Here is a 14,626-nt window from a genome sequence, read left to right on the forward strand (position 1 = left end):
GGGGCTTGCGCGGTGGCGGGACGGTTGCAAAAATTCGGATTGAAAGCATTCCGAGGCCATTTCCGGGGTAACCGCATGGATGATCGCATCCGCGCCCATGCCCATGTTTCCGTGATGCGCGGCTGCGGCTTCGGCGTCATCGCGATCATCACCACCATGATCGGCGTGGCGGACCGGCTTGCGCTGTCGCTGAAGGTGGGCGGCATCGGCATGCTGCTGATGACCTTCATCCTGCTGCTGAAGGCGGCGCGGGCGGGGGAGACGCGCTTCCGCTCCACCGAGGTCTGGATCATGCTCGACGAGCACGAACGGCCGCCCGAGGCGCTGGCGCCGGGCCTGATCGCCCGCGCGCGACGCGAGGCGTTTCTCCGCTATGCCTGGTTCTCGGCCATCGCGGCCGGCCTGATGCTGGCCGGCGCGGCGCTGGCAATGCTGCTGTCATAAGTCCCGGGCAGCCCCGTCGGGCGGGGATATCGCACCGGCGGACTTCGCCTCCTCCCCGATCGCGACGACGAGACGGCCGCGCACCCGTCCGGCGAGGATATCCGGCGCGATCGCCGGGAGATCTTCGAGCCGGATCTCTCCGGTCATCGCGTCGAGCCGGTCGGGCGGCAATTCGCGCGCGAGCCGGTTCCAGGCCTCGATCCGCGCCGGATAGGGTTTCATCACGCTGTCGATCCCGAGGAGGTTGACGCCGCGCAGCAGGAACGGGATCACCGAGCCGGGGAAGGCCGCGCCGCCGGCGAGCCCCACCGCCGCCACCGAGGCGTTGTATCGCATCTGCGCCAGCAGCCGCGCCAGCATCGGCCCGCCGACATTGTCGATCGCGCCGGCCCAGGTCTCGCGTTCCAGCGGGCGGGCGGGGGCCTCGGCGAGTTCGGCGCGCGGGATGATCCGGCCGGCACCGAGCCCCTGGAGATAGGCCGCCTGTTCCGGCCTTCCGGTGACCGCGGCGACGCGGTAGCCGCGCGCCGCCAGGAGCGCGGTCGCGACCGAGCCGACGCCGCCGGCGGCGCCGGTGACGAGCACCTCGCCCTGATCCGGCGCGAGCCCATGCGCTTCGAGCGCGATCACCGCCAGCATTGCCGTCAGGCCGGCGGTGCCGATCGCCATGGCCTGCCGCGGCGTCAGCCCCTCGGGCAGGGGCACGAGCCAATCGGCCTTCACCCGCGCCCGACCGGCATAGCCGCCCCACCAGGTCTCGCCGACCCGCCAGCCCGTGAGCACCACCCGGTCGCCGGGCCGGTAGCGCGGGTCGCGCGATTCCGCCACCGTGCCGGCGAAATCCACGCCCGGCACATGCGGATAGCTGCGCACCAGCCCGCCGCCGCCGGTGAGGCACAGCCCGTCCTTGTAGTTGACGGTCGAATATTCGACGCGGACGGTGACGTCCCCCTCGGCGGGCAGCGCGTCATCCGTCAGATTCCGGATCTCCGCCGCCACGCCGCCATCGGCCCGCCGGTCCACGACCAAAGCCTGAAATGCCATCTGCGATGCTCCTCCCCGGCGAGGTTGACTTCGCCTGCGCCGTCGCCGACTTCTCGATGCATCATTCTAGGCGCCGCCGGGGCGTTGACGGAAGTCCCGGCGGCGCGCGATGCGGAACGGGCAGCCATGGCAGAGATCGAGATCGAAACCCGCGGCAGGATCGCGCTCCTGACGCTCAACCGCCCCGGGCGCCGCAACGCTCTCGGCGATGCCGCCATCGCGGCGATCGACCGCTTCTTCGACCGGCCGGACCCGGCGATCCGCGCCGTGGTGCTGCGCGCCGCCGGCGGCCATTTCTGCGCCGGCCTCGACCTGCAGGAGCAATACGAGCGCAATCGCGGGCCGGTGGAATTCATGCGCATGTGCCAGAACTGGCACCGCGCCTTCGACAGGATGCAGTTCGGCGCGATCCCCGTCATCGCGGCGCTGAAGGGTGCGGTGGTTGGCGGGGGCCTCGAGATCGCGGCGGCGACGCATGTTCGGGTCGCCGAACCCTCGACCTTCTTCGCGCTGCCCGAGGGCCAGCGCGGCGTCTTCACCGGCGGCGGCGCGACGGTGCGCGTCGCGCGGATCATCACCGCCGCACGGATGATCGACATGATGATCGCGGCGCGCAGCTACGACGTGAAGCGCGGATTCGATCTCGGCCTCGTGCACGAGATCGTCGGCGAGGGGGAAGCGGAAGCGCGCGCGATCGCCATCGCCGAGGCGGCGGCGGAGCATTACGACGTGACGAATTTCGCGATCCTGACCGGGATCGCGCGCATCAGCGACATGTCGACCACCGACGGGCTGTTCGCCGAATCGCTGCTCGCCGGCATGGTGATGACCAATCCCGACCTGCGCCCGAGCCTCGAGAAATTCTTCGCCGGCAAGGCGCCGCGGCTCGAACCGAAGGCGGAATAGCCGGCCCGGTCAGCGTTCGCGGAAGGCGCGCGCGATCTGGTCGCGCAGCGGCTTCGTGAAATAGGAGAGCACCGTCCGCTCGTCGGTCTTGGCGAAGACCTCGACCGGCATGCCCGGCACCAGCTTGGCGGCATCGAGGCGTGCCAGCTCGGCCTCGGGAAGCGCGATCCGCACGGTGTAGAAGCTCGCGCCGCTGCGCGGATCGACCGTCACGTCGCCGGAGATGCGGTCGACCGCGCCGAAGATCTCGGGCGTGGTGCGCTGGTTGAAGGCGCTGAAGCGCAGGCCGGCGCGCTGCCCGAGATGGACCTGCTCGATCTGCTGCGGCGGCACCCTGGCCTCCACGGCCAGCGTTTCGGTCTGCGGCACGATCAGCATGATCGGCTCGCCGGCATTGATCACGCCGCCGACCGTGTGCACCGCGAGCTGGTGCACCTTGCCGTCCTGCGGCGCGCGGATGTCGATGCGCCGCAGCTGGTCCTCGGCGGCCACCCGGCGCTCGCGCAATTCCCCCATCTTCGCTTCGATCTCGCGCAGGTCGCGCGCGACCTCGCTGCTGAGCTCCTGATCGATCTGGAGGATCTGCAACTCGATCTCGGAGATCCGTCCGCGCGCCTGCGCCGCCGCAGCGATGGATTGCGCCCGCTCGCCCTTGAGGCGCGCCGCCTCGCGTTCGAGCGCCGTCATGCGCGCCAGCGGCACCAGCTTGCGCTCGAACAGGTCGCGGACCCCTTCGAGTTCGCGCGCGATCAGCGCGATCTCGTCCGCCTTGGCCTCCTGGAGCGCGACATGGCCGCGAATTTCGTCCCCGAGCTGGGCGATGCGCTCGGTGAGCTGCGCCTTCTGGCCGGCACGGGCGGCGCGGCGCGAGGCGAACAGCCGCACCTCGCTCGCGAGCGTCGCCGCGACCTCCTCGTCTGTCGCCCGCGCGGCAAGATCGGGCGGGAAGCGGATCGCCTCGCTGCCGTCGCGCTCGGCCTCGAGCCGCGCCCGGCGCGCGGCGAGGTCGTCGGTCATCTTGGCAACGATCGCGGCATTGGCGCGCGCGACGGTATCGTCGAGCCGGACCAGCACGTCGCCGGCCCGGACGAGCGCGCCCTCCGACACGGCGAGATGCGCGACCACCCCGCCATTCGGGTGCTGCACCTTCTTGAGGTTGGAATCGACCACCAATTGCCCCGAGGCGACGACCGCCCCCGCCACATCTGTCGTCGCGGCCCAGCCGCCGAGGCCGAGCGTCAGCGCCAGTGCCAGCGCGGTGCCGGCGATCAGGTTGCGGCGGATCGAGATTCGGTCGGGAGCGGACGCGGCCATGGCTGCCTCAGCCGCCCGCCTGGGGGATGATCTTGAGCGGCGGGGTGGCGGCCCCCTCGCGGCGTTTCGGCTTCAGCACCTCGTCGGTCGGCCCGAAGGCCTGCTGGCTGCCCCGCGCCAGCACCAGCACCTGATCGACCGCGCCCAAAGCCGCCATGCGATGCGCAACCACGATCACGATGCCGCCGCGCGCCCGCACGCCAAGGATCGCCTTCGCAAGCGCCTCGTCGCCCTCCGCGTCGAGATTGGAATTGGGCTCGTCGAGCACCACGAGGAACGGATCCCGGAACAGCGCCCGCGCGAGCGCGATCCGCTGCCGCTGGCCGGCGGAGAGCTGCGCGCCCTGTTCGCCGATCGGGGTGTCATAGCCCTTGGGGAAGGCGACGATCATGTCGTGCACGCCGGCCGCCTTCGCCGCCTCGATCACCGTTTCCGACGGGGCGTCCGGTTCGAACCGCGCGATATTCTCCGCGATCGTGCCGTCGAACAGTTCGACATCCTGCGGCAGGTAGCCGATATGCGGTCCGAGCGTGCCGCGCGGCCATTGCTCGAGCGTCGCGCCGTCGAGCCGCACATGGCCGCGCGCCGCCGGCCAGACCCCGACCAGCGCCCGCGCCAGCGTCGACTTGCCCGACGCGCTCGGACCGATCACGCCGACGGCGCTGCCGGCCTTCACCGTGAACTGGATTCCGGTGAGCGCCGGAACCTGCGCCGATGGCGGAACCACGGTCAGGGCCTCGACGGCGAGCGCGTTGCGCGGCGGCGGCAGCGCGGTCGTCGCGCTCTCGGCCGGCAACGCCTCGAGAAGCCGGGACAGCCGCTGCCAGCTCTGGCGCGCGCCGATGAAGCCGCGCCAGTTCGCGATCGCGAGATCGACCGGCGCGAGCGCGCGGCCGGTGAGGATCGAACTCGCGATGATCAGCCCGGCCGAGGCCTCGCCCTGGATGACCAGATAGGCGCCGACCGCGAGCACCGCCGATTGCAGCATCATCCGCAGCACGCGGCCCAGCGCGCCGAATCCCGATACGACATCCGCCGCGCGGGCCTGGTGGTCGAGATGGCTGTCGGAGGCGGCGATCCAGCGCCGGCGCAGGGCGCCGGTCATCTCCATCGCCACCAGCACCTCCGCGTTGCGCAGCGCCGCCGCGGCAAGCCGGTGACGCCGGCCGGCATCCGCCGCCGCCGCCCGCACCGGTCGCCGCGCGAGGAACTCCGTGCCGAGCGCGAGCGCGGTCAGTACCAGCGCCCCCCCGATCGCCGTGAAGCCGATCAGCGGGTGGAAGGCGTAGCAGATCGCGAGATAGACCGGCAGCCAGGGCAGATCGAAGAACGCCGTCGGGCCTGCGCCGGAGAGGAAGCCCCGGATGGTCTCGATCTCGCGCACCGGCTGCGCCTCGCCGCCGCCGCGCACCCGCAGCGGCAATTCGATCACGAGATCGAATACCCTCGCCGAAAGCGAGCGATCGAGATGGTTGCCGATCCGCGCCAGCAGCCGGCTGCGCACGATGTCAAGCCCGGCCTGGAACAGGAACAGGCTCGCCGCCAGGATGGAGAGCGCGACCAGCGTCGGCATGCTGCGGCTCGGCAGCACGCGGTCATAGACCTCGAGCATGAACAGGGAGCCGGTCAGCATCAGGATGTTGATGAGCCCGCTGAACAGGCCGATCCCCGCCAGCGCCCAGCGGCATTCACCGAGCGCGGCGGCGAGCCCTGCGCCGCGCACGCCGGATCCGGGCGCGGACGCGCCCGTTCCGACCGAAGCGTTTGCCTGGATACTCGACACGGCTGCGTCCTAGCCCGGGATCGATGACATTTGGATTACAGGAGCCGGATGGTCCCCGAAGCTGCGGAGACGCCGCGGAAGCGGCGTCTCCCGGTGTCGCGGAAGGCGGCGTCAGATGAGATACGGGGACGGTGCCCCGAACCCGGCGAGCCCGGCGGCGTCCTCGTCGGTGACGATGAACTGGGTCTCGGAAAGCTCTGCCTTGGTGATGCCGGCGAGGGTGAGCCGCTCGCCGGAGGCCAGGATGAGCTGAAGCCCGAAGCTCTTCGCCACCATGGCGTCGATCACGGCCTGGCCCGAGGCGAAGCCGAAGCCGCGCAGATCGACCTTGTCGCCCGCCTCGAGATCCATGATGGTGTCGGCGCCGAACCCGGCCTCGAAGCGGAACAGGTCGTCGCCGCCCCGGCCATACAGGCGGTCATTGCCCTCGCCGCCATCGATGAGGTCGTTGCCCTCGCCGCCGTTGAGGATGTCGTTGCCCGCTTCGCCGATCAGCGTATCGTTGCCGTCGCGGCCGTGGAGTTCGTCGTTGCCGGCGCCGCCCTGGACATGATCGTCGCCCGCGCCGGCATAGACGCCGTCATCGCCGTCGCTGCCGATGACCACGTCGTTGCCGCGCCCGAGCTTCGCGAACTCGATGCCCGTGAACGTGTCCCGCGCGCCGGCGGCGGTGGTGGCGGTGCCGGCCGCGAAATCGAAGGTGATCGCGTCGGTCTCCCATTGATAATCGAGGATGTCGCGCCCGGCGCCGCCGCGGATCACGTCGTTGCCGACCTTGCCGAGGAACTGGTCGTTGCCCTCGCCGCCATCGGCGATATCGGCGCCGGCGCCGGCCTTGACGATGTCGTTGCCCGCGCCGCCGATCAGCACGTCGTCGCCCGCCCCGCCCTTGACGAGGTCGTTGCCCGCGCCGCCATTGAGCATGTCGTCGCCCGCGCCGCCGTCGAGATCGTCATCGCCGCCCTGGGCGAAGATCGTGTTGTCGCCACCATCGCCGAGGATCGTCTCGTCGGCCTCGGTGCCGATCTGCGCATCGGCGGGAATGATCGCATCGCTGCGCACCGCGAGATTCTCGATGCGCAGATCCTCGCTGGCCGGCGTGTCGGCCTTGCCGAAGGCGGTTTCGGGCGTGCTGTGGAACGCCTGGAGGAAATCCGCAAACGCCTTCTGCTCGCCGAGCGTGTTGGCGGGGATATTGGCGGCGGCGGTGAAGTTCAGTGTCTTGTCAATCGGCGCCGAGAGCGTGCCATCATTCAGAAGATAGCGGAAATTCTCGCCATTCGCCTTGATCGGCCAGCCATCGCCGCCATTGGCGGTGAAGTTCAGCGTGACGACGCTGATCAGCGCCGGCGCGCCCGGAAGCACCACGCCATCCCGCACGAGCGGGATCGCGACATTGCCGAACTCGTCCAGGAGACCCATGCTGACGATGCGCGCATTCTCGGGCTTGGTCGGATCGAAGGAGAAGGCGAGGCCGCCGATCTGCGGGAAGCCGCCGACCGGGGTGCCGTTCGCGCCAGAGGTCGCGAGATTGGCCGCGAAGTTGAAGATGTTGAGCAGGCCCTGCGGCGTGGTGTCGAACACCATCAGGCGGTTGTCGAAGCGCAGCGCGTTCTCGATGTCGAGCTGCGAGACGCCGCCTTCCGGCGGCAGCTTGTCGACGGTGCCGTCGACCGGATCGGGCGCGGAGATCGTGCCGATCTGGGCGCGGATGCCGCCGCCATTCTTGATCGAGACCACGGGGATATCCGTGTCGAGCGCGGTGCGCGCCTTCCAGGCATTGGCATCGGCGGTCAGGTTGCCGAGATTGGTCTCCTGCGCCCGAACCTGGTTGCGCTCGCCCTCGAGGTAGACATTCGAGTAGCCGAAGACATTGCCGTCCTTGACCGCGATGACCTCGCCGACCGCATCGGTGATGCTCGCGACCTGCCCGCCCTTGGTGCCGGCGGCGAAGGCGGTGTCGTCGAGCTGGTCGACGCTGGTGCCCCAGGCGGCGGCGACATTCTCATCGGTCGAGGCATAGGCGCCGTTGACCGCCTGGTTGGCCGTGAGGCTCTCGACCAGGATGTCGCCGTTTTCGTCGAACTCCACCACGAGGCGGCCGAGATAGGTGTATTCATTGTCGGTGTTGACGATCAGCGTCGTCTTGCCGTCGGCGCCGGTGGTCGCGAGCGGGTAGGTGTAGGCGAAATCCGCCGCATGGCCGGGGAATTCCACCGCCACGTCGTCGCTGTCGCCGAAGCGCGTGTTCGAGCCGGCCGAGAGGATGATGTCCACGCCGCGCAGCTTGGAGGCGAGCGCGATCTCGTTGGTGATGACCTGGAGATGCGCCATCAGCACGATCTTGTTCACGCCCTCGGCGATCAGCTCGTCGATGATCGGCTGGAGCTGGGCGGCGAGCAGGTCCATGTTGTCTGCCTCGCCATTGGCGCCGGGGCCGCCGGGGAAGCCGGCGATTTCGGCGCCGCTCGGCGAGGAGATGGTCTCGAGGATCTGGGTGGTCGCCCCGACGATGCCGATCTTCTCCCCGCCCTTGGTGATGACGGTCGCCGGCGCAATCTTGCCCTTCAGCGTCGAGGCCTCGGCGACGTTCGTGGTGGTCGGCGCGGCGTTGAGCGCCGGCTGGACGTTGAAATCAACCGTATCGACATAGATGCCGTTGAGCGCCGAATCGGTCGCGGTCGGGTTGGTATAATAGGGCGAGGAGGGGCCCACCACGAGATTGGCCGAGACCGAGACGAACTGCGCGCCGGTCCAGCCGCTGTTCGGGCTGAGCGAGGAGGCGAGCACGTTCGAGCCGAGATCGAATTCATGGTTGCCGATCGCGGAGGCCTCGACGCCGATCAGGTTGTGGATCGCGATGTCGGCGGCGGCGATCGGGATGGTCCCGGTCATGGTCGAGCCGGTCGCGGCGTTGATCTCGTCACGCACCGCGGTATCGGTGCCGGCCGCGAGGAACGGACCCGGCAGCCAGTTGTCGCCGCCGGCGAGGATCAGCGTATTGGCGTAATCGTCGTCGAACGCATCGACCATCGCCGCAAGGTTCTTCGCGGTATCGAGCGCGAGCAGGCCGGCCTCGCCATCCGCGAAATGCAGGAGCTGGAGCTGGAAGGTGCTGGAAACGGTCACGTTGGTGCCCCCAAGGCTGTCGGATGAAACGGAGAAGGTCTTGCCGGCATAGGAAAGGGCCGGGTCGAGCTGGAGCGTCACCGGGCCGGCCAGCGAACCGCCGGCCAGGGTGAGCAGGTTGCCGGCGCCGAGCGTCGCCGTCGCCGCCGTGCCGATCCCCGCGAGGGTGATGCGGTCATCGGTGCCGAACCCGGTGATCGTGGCCGCGAAGGCGCCGTCCGCCAGCAGCGCGCCGTCGATTGCCAGCGCCTGGGCGCCGTCCTCCAGCACGAGCGTCTCGAAGCCCTCGCTGCCGAGAGTCCATTCACCGCCATGGACGCGGATGGTCTCGATACCGGTGAACTCGTCCAAGAGCCCGGCGCCGGTGCCGAGCAGGTTGGCGGTATCCGCGCCCGCGCCGCCATTGACCATGCCGGAGATGCTCGAACCGGCATGGAGGTTGAAGGTATCGGCCCCGCCGCCGAGATCGACCGAGCCGGCGATCGTGCCGTGATTGACCAGCAGGTCGGCCCGGTTGCCGGCCACCGCGATCGCCTCGCCGTTCCCGCCCTCGATCAGGCCGAAATTGGTGACGGTGATCGCCCCGAACGCCTCGCCGAGATCGCTGTCATCGACGGTGATGGCGCGTTCGGTCGAGCGGATCACGCCGGTCGCGTGGTTGGTGACGCTGCCGCCGCCGATCGCGAGGCCTTCGTTCAGCGCCCCGGTCGCGGTGCCGAGCGCCTCGACGAGGCCCTCATTGTCGAGATCGACGAGCCCGTCGACATCGATGCCGTCGCCGTCGCTGGTGCCGCTCGCGGTGCCGGTGATCGTGCCCTTGTTGACGATCGTGGTGAGCGAATCCGCGGCCGTGTCGAGATTGATGCCCGAGCCGCGCTGGCCGGTGATCGTGGCGCCGGCGCCGAGATTCTGGACAAGGATCGCCTGCCCGCCGGTGATGCCGTGGCGCGCGCCGGTGATCGAGCCGAGATCGAGATTGGTCACCGTGCCGGTGCCGTTATCCTGGAAGTCGATCGCGTCGCTGTTGCTGCCGCCGCTGCCGTTGAGCGCCACGATCACGCCGCTGTTCTCGACCGTCGCGTTGATGCCGGTGCGGATCGCGTCGGCATTCGCCGCCCCGATCACGCCGGAACTCGCATTGACGATGGTGGTCGCGATCGTCGGTGCCGTGAGGCTGTTGAGGTCGATGGCCTGGCCGCTGCGGGTGCCGGAAATGACCCCGCCTGCGTAATCGCCCGAGACGACCGCGCCGGCATTGTCGATGGTGATGCGGCCGTCGGGAATATTGGCGCGGATGCGGATCGCGTCGTCGTTGTTCGAGACGATTTCCGCGCCGGCGAGGTTGGTGATGGTGAGCGTGCTGCCGGCGGGCAGGGGGGTGACGGAATCGATCGCCCGGCTGGCGCCGCTTCCGGCCGCGGCGCGGATGATGCCGCCGTTCTCGATGCTCGAAGTCCCGCCGGTCCACAGGATCGCGGTCGCACTGCCGGTTCCCGTGGCGGTCACGGCGAGCGTGCCGCCGGCCTCGACCACGCCCTGGTCGGTATCATGGAGGATCTGGGTTTCGGTGACCGTCTCGCCGGCCCCGATCCGGAAGGCGCCGAGCTGGATCGCGGCGAGCAGCGGATCGTGGTCGCTGGTCTGGACACCGAAATCGGCATTGACCCGCACCACGTCGAAGGCGCTGCGGCCGGTGAGATTGTTGGTGACGAGGATATGGTCGAGCGTCTGCGAATTGCCCTCGAACACGTAGTCGAACCGCTCGCTCTCCGGCAGCGTCTCGCCGAGATCGGTCAGGATCGCCGTGCCGCCCGGCGTGTAGGTCGCGGTCGCCGCGCCGGGATCGGTGCCCGGGACATCGTAGCCCGAGATCGTGGCCTCGCCCTTGAGCACGCTCATCGGCTGCTCGAAGGGGAATTCGTTGAGATCGCCGGCCACGACGACATTGGCGTCGGGGTCGTTCGCGAGCAGGGCGTCGATGAAGGAATTCACCGCCTGCGCCTGCGCCGCGCGCTGAACCTCGCTGCCATTGGCGGGCGGCTGCGCCGAGCCGAGCAGCGGCTGGCTGCCGCCCTTGGAGCTGAAATGGTTGTTGATGATGGTGACCGTCTCGCCGTTGAAGGTGAAAGTCGCCGCCAGCGGCGGCCGCGACCCGTAGAACGGATGATCCGGGTCGGTCGCCTGGCTCGCATTGCCGGCGAGATCGACGATGCTCTCGCCGTCCGGGCCCACCGTGCGCAGCGAGGCGGGGTCGAAGCTCACCCGGTCCTCGCGATAGAGGAAGGCCGCGCGGATATTGCCGCCGGGTTGGCCGCCATTGGCATTGCCCGCGGCGTTGTTGTTGAGGAACGGGTGGTCGATGAAGGCGTAATGCGCGGGGCTGCCCGAGGCGGCCGCCAGCGCGTTGATCTTGTCGACCAGCGTCTGGAGCGTCACCGAGGCGGAAACGGTGCCGGTGATCTCGGCGCCGTCGCTGTCCTGGATCTCCTGAAGCGCCACGATGTCCGGCGCGTTCAGCGTCGCGAAGATCTGGTTCGCGATCGTGTCGAACTTGCCCGAGCCGAGATCGTCATCGACATTGCTGGCACTGCCGTTCTGCACCAGGCTCTGGGTCTCGATCTTGGGGTCGAGGTTTTCGGCGTTGTAGCTCGCGATCAGCAGCTTGTTCGAGGCACCGTTCAGCGCGCCGGTCTCGCGGACGAGCGGGCTCGGATTGGTCACGGAATAGGGCGTCGTGGCCAGCACCTCGTAATTGCCGAAGGCATAGGCGACCACGCCGGTCACGTCGGAGAGCTGCGCCCCGACATCGACGACCGGCTTGGTGAAGCCCGGCAGCAGGCCGCTATCCGCATCGATCTGGATGCGCTCGGGGTTGAAATCGCCGCCGGCGGTGTCGGTCTTGCCGAAGCTCGGCGCGCCGGGGGTCAGCAGCAGGTTGCCGCGCTCGGTGAGGCCGGTCGCGCCGCCGATGCCATTCGAGGCATCCGCGTCATTGTCGACGACGGTGTAGATTTCGCCGAAATTGTTGGTCGGTCCCACGGCGATCGGCGCCTTGACCGTCACCACCATGCTTTCGAGGCTCTCGAAGAAGGCCGCGCCAGCGGCGAGATCGGCGGTCGGCGGCAGGCGGCCGCCCGGCCCGCCGATCTGCACCGGGGTGATGGCCGAACCGGCGCCGAGATCGGTCCAGCTCGCGGAGGATCCGAACTGCGTGAGCGAGAAGCTGCCCGAAGCCGCGCTGGAGGGCGTGAATTCCGAGATCGTGCCGGTGACCTCGACGAGGCGGCCGACCTGCGGCAGCGCCGCGCCGGAGGAGCGGAAGACGAAGATCGCGTCCGAAGTGGCGTCGTTGCCGTCGCCCGAAACGTCCTGGATGTAGAAACCGCGGCTCGAATCCCCGCCATTGGTATCGACAGCGGTGACCACGCCGCGCGTCGTCACGCTCTGCCCGACAAAGGCGGAGACCGCGCCCGTGCCCTGAATCGTGTAGATATGGGTGTAATCGTCGTTGTCGGTGATCGTCACCGGCACGGAGAAATTCGCGGCGCCGAGCGCGGCCGTGACCTGCGCAGGCGGGTTCGGGCCCATCTCGGTGTTGTCGGCCGCCGTTCCGGTGAAATTCGCCGAACTCTGCCCGGCCGGGATCGTCACGCTGGCCGGGATCGCGATGTCGCCGATCGCCGAGAGCGTCACGACCGTGTCGACCGGCGCCGGCCCGTCGAGCGTTACGGTGAAGGTCAGCGAACCGCCCTCGGCGGTGGAGGCGGAGGAGGCCGAGAGCCCCGTCAGCGCTCCGGTGCCGCCGCCCGTGGCCGAGAACGCGGCCGTGGAGAAGGGGATATCGGGCGCGGTGCCGTTGTTGTGCTGGTCGCCCGAGCCGTCCTCGGTGATCCAGTTCGCGGCCGTGTTGATGAGCGGGGCATAGGCGGCAAGGCTCGTCTCGCCGCTGCGCGGGCCGTTATAGGCCAGGATATCGGCATCCGTGTCGAAGGCCAGGGCGTTGAGGCCGGCGGTCAGGCCGGTATTGGCGATCGTGCCGTCGCCGGAGAACGAGCCGTTGCTGAACGCGGTCAGGAACGCGGTCGGCGCCGCCGGGCTCGCATCGGGGGCGAGGTAGGCGTAGACCGTGTCGCCGCCCGCCGCGAGGCCGCGATTGGCGGAATCGGTGAACGCGACGGCGCCGATATTCGAGGAGACGGTGCCGGTCCCGATATTGTCGATCGTGACGACCGTTCCCGGCGCGATGGCCGTGGTGGCGGTGAAGCGGAACGCGCTTTCGCCGCTGTTGAACGCGCCGCCGGCGCCGATCGCGAGGCCATTCCATTCATTGTCGGAGAAATGGATCGTGGTGCCGGCCGGGATCTCGTCGATCGCCAGAAAGGCGAGGTTGTCATTGCCGTCCGCATTGAACCCGATGAACGCGATAGATCCCGGCCCGAGCGCCATGGCTTCCTCCTGAAACGCAGCATGATGAAGCCTCGCCCCCGACCCGTGCCGGCAGCGCACCTCAATTCGGCGCCAAGAAGAAAGGTTTTGTTAACGACAAGATGACGACCCGGCTCAGCAATCGCGCCGAACCGCTGCGTGCGTGCATCTCGGTTGCGACCAGTGGGGGAATTCGCTGTGCTGATCCTCTCCCGCCGATCCTCTTCGGACGATGTTCGTCCGGGGATCTGTCTCGAACGATGGTTTGAATTCGAGACTGCCCAGGATGGGATCGAGAGAATTTCTGGAGCGGGTGAAGGGAATCGAACCCTCGTATTCAGCTTGGAAGGCTGCTGCTCTACCATTGAGCTACACCCGCGGGTAAGCGAGAGGTAATCCGGCACGGCCCGCGATGCAAGGCCGTCGCCTGATCCGCCCCCGCCGAACCGCCCGGCGACCGCGGCGTCTGCCCTCAGAAAAGCAATGCCGCGATCACCACGTCGCGCCAGCCTGCTTGCTGCCAGCTGGCGGGCCGGCTCTCGGGCTTTGCCGCCGGCTCGGGGCGGACGGGCTCGATCCGCACCGGCGGCGCAAGCCGCGCCAGCATGGCCGGCGCCGCGCGTCCGGCGGGTGCGACAGCCACCCAGCGGCGCGGATCGGCGCCGGCGGTCATCATCTGGAAGCGATAGGGCAGGCTGGTCCAGGCGCGGATCTCGTCGAAGCGGTTGTCGAGCACGAAATCGCCGTGATCGCTGCGGATCACGGCGACGAGATGCATCTCCCCATGCGGCAGCCGCGCCACGGCAAGCGCGATCGCGCCGGCAGGATAGCCGCGCTCGATCAGCGCCTGCCGCTTCTGCACGGCGTAATCGTCGCAATCCCCGGCATCGGTGTCGAGGCGCCAGCGGTCGGGGCCGGTCTCCCGCTCGGGCCGGATCGCCGCGTTCACCGCGCGGTTGACCGCATCGAGTTCGGCCCAGACCTGTTCGGTCAGCGCCACCCGCTCGGCGCCGCCCCGGTTGCCGCAGGCCTGCGGATAGGCATGGCAGAACCCGATCGCGCCGGGCAGGGCGGGCACCGGAATGTCGGCGGGCATCGCGATGCTGTGCGGCAGGGCGGGGCGGGGCGCTTCGCCACGGGCAGCTTCCTCGACCGGAACCGCCCCGGCCGGCTGCGCAACAACCAGAACAATACCGATGCTCGCGGCGAGAAATCGACGCATGAACCCCTCCCCGGACGGGACGGGCGCAACCTAGACTTGGCGGGCTAAGAAACGGGGCCGGGAATAAAGCCAATGCAAAGCAGCGGGTTAAGCCCTTGCTTACCTTGGCGCGGCGCAGCCGGGAGCGGAGGTGAAAACGCAGGAGTTGCGATGCCTGGAGCGTGGACAGCTCCCCGAAACACTGGCGCTGTTAAGCAACAGATCGAAGTGCAACAGAACTGTCATAATAAAAATCGACTTCGCTGGTAAATGAATCTTTAAAATTCTGATTCCGCCTGCTAGGCTCCGGACTCGTCAGGGGGGCGCTTTGAATTACGTTCCGCGTTGGTCGAAGGGGTCGGGTGGCGTGCTCGAAGGAG

7 protein-coding genes and 1 tRNA gene are annotated in these 14,626 nt (G+C 68.9%); 2 read left to right on the top strand and 6 right to left on the bottom strand.

The window, feature by feature from the left end:
• Positions 1–75 precede the first annotated feature (75 nt).
• Entirely contained in the window at positions 76–444 is a 369-nt protein-coding gene (locus tag FWJ24_RS06395; protein ID WP_150286956.1) for a hypothetical protein, read from the top strand.
• Here the strand turns inward: FWJ24_RS06395 and acuI are convergent.
• A complete protein-coding gene (acuI, locus tag FWJ24_RS06400; protein WP_150286957.1) occupies positions 439–1,488 on the bottom strand; it encodes an acrylyl-CoA reductase (NADPH) in 1,050 nt (349 codons plus the stop codon). The two genes, FWJ24_RS06395 and acuI, sit on opposite strands and share 6 nt — an antisense overlap.
• 126 nt (positions 1,489–1,614) lie before the next feature.
• Between acuI and FWJ24_RS06405 the strand changes: the two genes are divergently transcribed.
• Positions 1,615–2,394, top strand: coding sequence for a crotonase/enoyl-CoA hydratase family protein (locus tag FWJ24_RS06405; protein WP_150286958.1), 780 nt, complete (start codon positions 1,615–1,617; stop codon positions 2,392–2,394).
• A 9-nt stretch (positions 2,395–2,403) separates the two neighbouring features.
• Here the strand turns inward: FWJ24_RS06405 and FWJ24_RS06410 are convergent, their stop codons facing one another.
• The 5 genes from FWJ24_RS06410 to FWJ24_RS06430 all read right to left on the bottom strand — a co-directional run bounded on the left by FWJ24_RS06410 (position 2,404) and on the right by FWJ24_RS06430 (position 14,267).
• Positions 2,404–3,708, bottom strand: a complete 1,305-nt coding sequence (locus tag FWJ24_RS06410; protein WP_150286959.1) for an HlyD family type I secretion periplasmic adaptor subunit — start codon at positions 3,706–3,708, stop codon at positions 2,404–2,406.
• A 7-nt stretch (positions 3,709–3,715) separates the two neighbouring features.
• On the bottom strand, positions 3,716–5,431 hold the full coding sequence (locus FWJ24_RS06415) for a type I secretion system permease/ATPase (protein ID WP_246155571.1): 1,716 nt from the start codon (positions 5,429–5,431) through the stop codon (positions 3,716–3,718).
• Between the two features lie 171 nt (positions 5,432–5,602).
• Complete coding sequence (locus FWJ24_RS06420) at positions 5,603–13,066, bottom strand: 5'-nucleotidase C-terminal domain-containing protein (protein ID WP_150286960.1); 7,464 nt, start codon at positions 13,064–13,066, stop codon at positions 5,603–5,605.
• A 284-nt stretch (positions 13,067–13,350) separates the two neighbouring features.
• A tRNA-Gly gene (locus FWJ24_RS06425) sits at positions 13,351–13,424 on the bottom strand.
• A gap of 93 nt (positions 13,425–13,517) precedes the next feature.
• Positions 13,518–14,267: a transglutaminase-like cysteine peptidase gene (locus tag FWJ24_RS06430; RefSeq protein ID WP_150286961.1), complete on the bottom strand. Its 750-nt coding sequence runs from the start codon at positions 14,265–14,267 to the stop codon at positions 13,518–13,520.
• Between the last annotated feature and the right edge of the window lie 359 nt (positions 14,268–14,626).

The organism is Rhabdaerophilum calidifontis (genome assembly GCF_008641065.1).
In the GTDB taxonomy this organism is placed as follows: domain Bacteria; phylum Pseudomonadota; class Alphaproteobacteria; order Rhizobiales; family Beijerinckiaceae; genus Rhabdaerophilum; species Rhabdaerophilum calidifontis.